This is a genomic window from Aliikangiella marina (assembly GCF_007004765.1).
GTDB lineage: Bacteria > Pseudomonadota > Gammaproteobacteria > Enterobacterales > Kangiellaceae > Aliikangiella > Aliikangiella marina.
Map to the genome: position 1 here is coordinate 2501 of NZ_VIKR01000008.1, position 3392 is coordinate 5892.

Consider the following 3392-nt stretch of genomic DNA (forward strand, 5'->3'; position numbering starts at 1 on the left):
AACGAATCAATTCATGTATAGCAAGACATAATCTTATCAAGTTGGTTATTTGGAAGGTATGGCCTGAGGAGGCGATATTGGAAGGGTAATCTTTAAATTGACTTTAGCCAGTTAAGAGACTTTTTGGGGTTATATGGTCAAGTGACTAAGTGCATACGGTGGATGCCTAGGCGGCAGAAGGCGATGAAGGACGTGGAAGTCTGCGATAAGCCTCGGGAAGCTGACAAACAAGCGTTATACCCGGGGATTTCCGAATGGGGGAACCCAGTCTTCATAAGAAGATTACCTGCAACTGAATACATAGGTTGTAGGGGCGAACGCGGAGAACTGAAACATCTAAGTACCCGTAGGAAAAGAAATCAACCGAGATCCCCTGAGTAGCGGCGAGCGAAAGGGGGTTAGCCCAAAAGTTTGTTATGTGCTAGTGGAACATTCTGGAAAGTTTGACGATAGAGGGTGATAGTCCCGTACACGAAAGCGCATAGTAGATGAATCTGAGTAGGTCGGGACACGTGATATCCTGATTGAAAATGGGGGGACCATCCTCCAAGGCTAAATACTCTCTGCCGACCGATAGTGAACCAGTACCGTGAGGGAAAGGCGAAAAGAACCCCTGTGAGGGGAGTGAAATAGAACCTGAAACCGTATGCATACAAGCAGTGGGAGCTAGATTTAGTCTAGTGACTGCGTACCTTTTGTATAATGGGTCAGCGACTTACTTGTCTGTGGCAAGGCTAACCGTTTAGGGGAGCCGTAGGGAAACCGAGTCTTAATAGGGCGACTTAGTCTCAGGCAGTAGACCCGAAACCGGGCGATCTAGCCATGGCCAGGTTGAAGGTTGGGTAACACCAACTGGAGGACCGAACCCACGTATGTTGAAAAATGCGGGGATGAGCTGTGGCTCGGAGTGAAAGGCTAATCAAGCCCGGAGATAGCTGGTTCTCCTCGAAAACTATTTAGGTAGTGCCTCATGTATCACCGCTGGGGGTAGAGCACTGTTTCGGCTAGGGGGTCATCCCGACTTACCAACCCGATGCAAACTCCGAATACCAGTGAGTGCAATCATGGGAGACACACGGCGGGTGCTAACGTCCGTCGTGGAAAGGGAAACAACCCAGACCGCCAGCTAAGGTCCCCAAGTTATGGTTAAGTGGGAAACGATGTGGGAAGGCATAGACAGCTAGGAGGTTGGCTTAGAAGCAGCCACCCTTTAAAGAAAGCGTAATAGCTCACTAGTCGAGTCGGCCTGCGCGGAAGATGTACCGGGGCTCAAACCATACACCGAAGCTGCGGATGCGTATTTATACGCATGGTAGAGGAGCGTTCTGTAAGCCGTTGAAGGTCAGCCGGGAGGCTGGTTGGAGGTATCAGAAGTGCGAATGCTGACATGAGTAACGATAAGGGGAGTGAAAAACTCCCCCGCCGGAAACCCAAGGTTTCCTGTTCTATGCTAATCAGAGCAGGGTGAGTCGGCCCCTAAGGCGAGGCAGAAATGCGTAGTCGATGGGAAACAGGTTAATATTCCTGTACCTGACATTGCTGCGATGGAGTGACGGAGAAGGCTAGGCCAGCCTGGTGATGGTTATCCAGGTTTAAGGTAGTAGGCAGAGAACTTAGGCAAATCCGGGTTCTTAATGCCGAGAGCTGATGACGACGAACTACGGTTCGGAAGTGGTCGATGCCCGGCTTCCAGGAAAAACTTCTAAGCTTCAGGCAATGTGAGACCGTACCCCAAACCGACACAGGTGGGTAGGTAGAGAATACCAAGGCGCTTGAGAGAACTCGGGTGAAGGAACTAGGCAAAATGGTACCGTAACTTCGGGAGAAGGTACGCCGCTGACGGTGAAGTCTTTACGACGTAAGCTGTTGGTGGTCTCAGAAACCAGATGGCTGCGACTGTTTATTAAAAACATAGCACTCTGCAAACACGAAAGTGGACGTATAGGGTGTGACGCCTGCCCGGTGCCGGAAGGTTAATTGATGGGGTTATCTTCGGAGAAGCTCTTGATCGAAGCCCCGGTAAACGGCGGCCGTAACTATAACGGTCCTAAGGTAGCGAAATTCCTTGTCGGGTAAGTTCCGACCTGCACGAATGGCGTAACGATGGCCATACTGTCTCCACCCGAGACTCAGTGAAATTGAAATTGCGGTGAAGATGCCGTATACCCGCGGCTAGACGGAAAGACCCCGTGAACCTTTACTATAGCTTCACACTGGACTTAGAACCTGCTTGTGTAGGATAGCTGGGAGGCTTTGAAACTTGGACGCCAGTTCAGGTGGAGCCAACCTTGAAATACCAGCCTGGTATGTTTTGAGTTCTAACTCAGCCCCATTATCTGGGGCGAGGACAGTGTGTGGTGGGTAGTTTGACTGGGGCGGTCTCCTCCCAAAGTGTAACGGAGGAGCACGAAGGTACCCTAATCCCGGTCGGAAATCGGGAGCTTAGTGCAATGGTATAAGGGTGCTTGACTGCGAGACAGACACGTCGAGCAGGTGCGAAAGCAGGTCATAGTGATCCGGTGGTTCTGTATGGAAGGGCCATCGCTCAACGGATAAAAGGTACTCCGGGGATAACAGGCTGATACCGCCCAAGAGTTCATATCGACGGCGGTGTTTGGCACCTCGATGTCGGCTCATCACATCCTGGGGCTGTAGCCGGTCCCAAGGGTATGGCTGTTCGCCATTTAAAGTGGTACGCGAGCTGGGTTTAGAACGTCGTGAGACAGTTCGGTCCCTATCTGCCGTGGGCGTTGGAAATTTGAGGAGAGCTGCTTCTAGTACGAGAGGACCGAAGTGGACGAACCTCTGGTGTTCGGGTTGTCACGCCAGTGGCATTGCCCGGTAGCTATGTTCGGACAGGATAACCGCTGAAAGCATCTAAGCGGGAAGCCCCCTCCAAGATAAGATTTCCCTGAAGATTTAATCTTCCTAAAGGAACGTTGAAGACTACGACGTTGATAGGCCAGGTGTGTAAGTGCTGTGAGGCATTGAGCTAACTGGTACTAATGATCCGTGTGGCTTGACCATATAACACCCAAGCGGTTTTATAGCTGTTAGAGTGATTATGTGAAGCGACTAGAATTGATAAGAAGATAAGATTATCTTTGCAAGCTTGACTCGTTAATCTTAATTGTGAACGTAAAGAATTAGGCAACCTGCCTTACAGGTTTTGCCTGGTGATATTAGCGAACGGGAACCACCTGACTCCATCTCGAACTCAGAAGTGAAAACGTTCAGCGCCGATGATAGTGTGGGGCTTCCCCATGTGAAAGTAGGTCAACGCCAGGCATTTAATTTAAGAAAAAGCCCAGCCGAAAGGTTGGGCTTTTTCGTTTAGGAAGCCCCGTTTTTTTATTGTGTGGGACTTGCGAGGCGTCGCACCGCCCATGTGA

The 3392-nt window shown here is 50.4% G+C and carries 2 rRNA genes; both read left to right on the forward strand.

Annotated features, from left to right (window positions below):
* Nucleotides 1-135: 135 nt before the first annotated feature.
* Nucleotides 136-3027 (forward strand): 23S ribosomal RNA (locus FLL45_RS22675).
* 145 nt (nucleotides 3028-3172) lie between these two features.
* Nucleotides 3173-3288: ribosomal RNA gene (rrf, locus tag FLL45_RS22680) — 5S ribosomal RNA — on the forward strand.
* Nucleotides 3289-3392: the final 104 nt, after the last annotated feature.